Annotated in this window: 1 protein-coding gene; it reads right to left on the bottom strand. The window is 62.8% G+C overall.

Annotated features, from left to right (window positions below):
• Positions 1–1,229: aldehyde dehydrogenase family protein (locus tag DBR24_RS19770; RefSeq protein ID WP_256591665.1), on the bottom strand; the 1,229-nt coding region annotated here is incomplete at its 3' end.
• Between the last annotated feature and the right edge of the window lie 267 nt (positions 1,230–1,496).

Below are 1,496 nucleotides of genomic sequence, written 5' to 3'. Positions count from 1 at the left end.
TCAATCGCCTGATCCAGATCGTCGACGATCATCAAGCTGACTTCCGGGGTTTCTTCCCACTCCCACTCGCGGCCCAACCCGGCTTCCGCCAGCGGTTCGGCCAGTGCTTCGGTCTGCAAACCTTCGGCGCGATAAACCTCGACCGTCGCGTTCTGCCATTCGCCTGGCAAGCAAGCTTCGCTGCCTTCGACGATGTGCAATTTGCAGCCCTGCCCGCGCGCGGTGCCCGCCTGCTTCAGTGCATCGAGGAACAGCGGCACCAGTTCAGCGGCACGTTCACGTTGAATCAGGCACACGTTCAGGGTGTTACACACTTTGCGATCCAGCGAGTTGCGCACCACCGCCGCAAAACGCCCGGCATCAGCTTCACGGTCGGCCACCAGCCACGCGCCACCGGTGCCGTGCAGGCTGACGGCGGTGCCGGCCTGCTGGGCGATGCTGCCCAGTTGACTGACCGCACGACCCGAACCACGCGCGACGGCCAGCGACAAACGCCGGTCAGCGAACATCGCCCAACCGGCGGCATGATTGACACTTTCCACCAACGACACCGCACCAGCCGGCAGACCGGCATCGGACAGTGCCGGGTTCAACGCATGAGTGACGATGGCTTGCGCGGTGCCCAACGCATCGCTGCCAATGCGCAGCACGGCGGTGTTGCCAGTGCGCAAGACACCGGCGGCGTCGGCGAATACGTTCGGCCGGCCTTCAAAGACAAACGCGACGATGCCCAACGGCGAAACCACTTGCTCGACCTTCCAGCCGTCGTGTTCAACGCTGCTGATGACTTTGCCCCGGGTAGGTGCGGCATCGCGCCAGGCACGCAGGCCAGCGATCATGTCGCGACGCATGCGCTCATCGGCCAGCAAGCGTGTGGTGGAACGTCCGCGCGCCTTGGCCCGTTCGATGTCGGCACGGTTGGCGGATTCGATCTGCGCCCAGCATTGCGGGGTTTCCAGACGCTGCGCGAACAGATCGAAAAACTGACTGATCGCTTCGTCGGACACCGCCGACAGCGCGGTAAACGCCGCAGCCGCACGTTCGATCGCCACCGCGGCGGCTTGTTGGTCGGCCACGGGAATCAGTAACAGCTCGCCACTCACCTGCTCCACCAGCAGGTGATCGCCGGGTCGAAAGCGCTCCGCCAGTTCGGGGCTGACCACGGTGACGCGGTTACCAGCGAAAGGAATCGGGGTGCCAGCGACCAGACGTTCGAGCGCGAGAGACATGAAGCGGATTCACCATGCAGAGAGCGGCCGGAAAATGTAGCGGATTATTCGATGAAATACATCTCTTCACACACTAAAGAAACTTGAGGGAGCCGGCTTGTCGGGGCGCCGCATCGCCGCGATGGCGGTGGTTCAGGCGACATTGATTCTGGATCTCCCGGCCTCATCGCTGACCAGCAGCTCCCACAGGTTTTGTGGTGTTTGTGTGATCGGATCAGAACACCGACCAGCCAATTCTTGAGCTGAGCATCTCCAGTGCCGCCATCC

The sequence above is a fragment of the Pseudomonas sp. HMWF006 genome (assembly GCF_003061205.1).
GTDB lineage: Bacteria > Pseudomonadota > Gammaproteobacteria > Pseudomonadales > Pseudomonadaceae > Aquipseudomonas > Aquipseudomonas monsensis.
The sequence above is the reverse complement of the archived record's forward strand: the minus strand, read 5'-3'. Positions and strand labels throughout refer to the sequence as shown.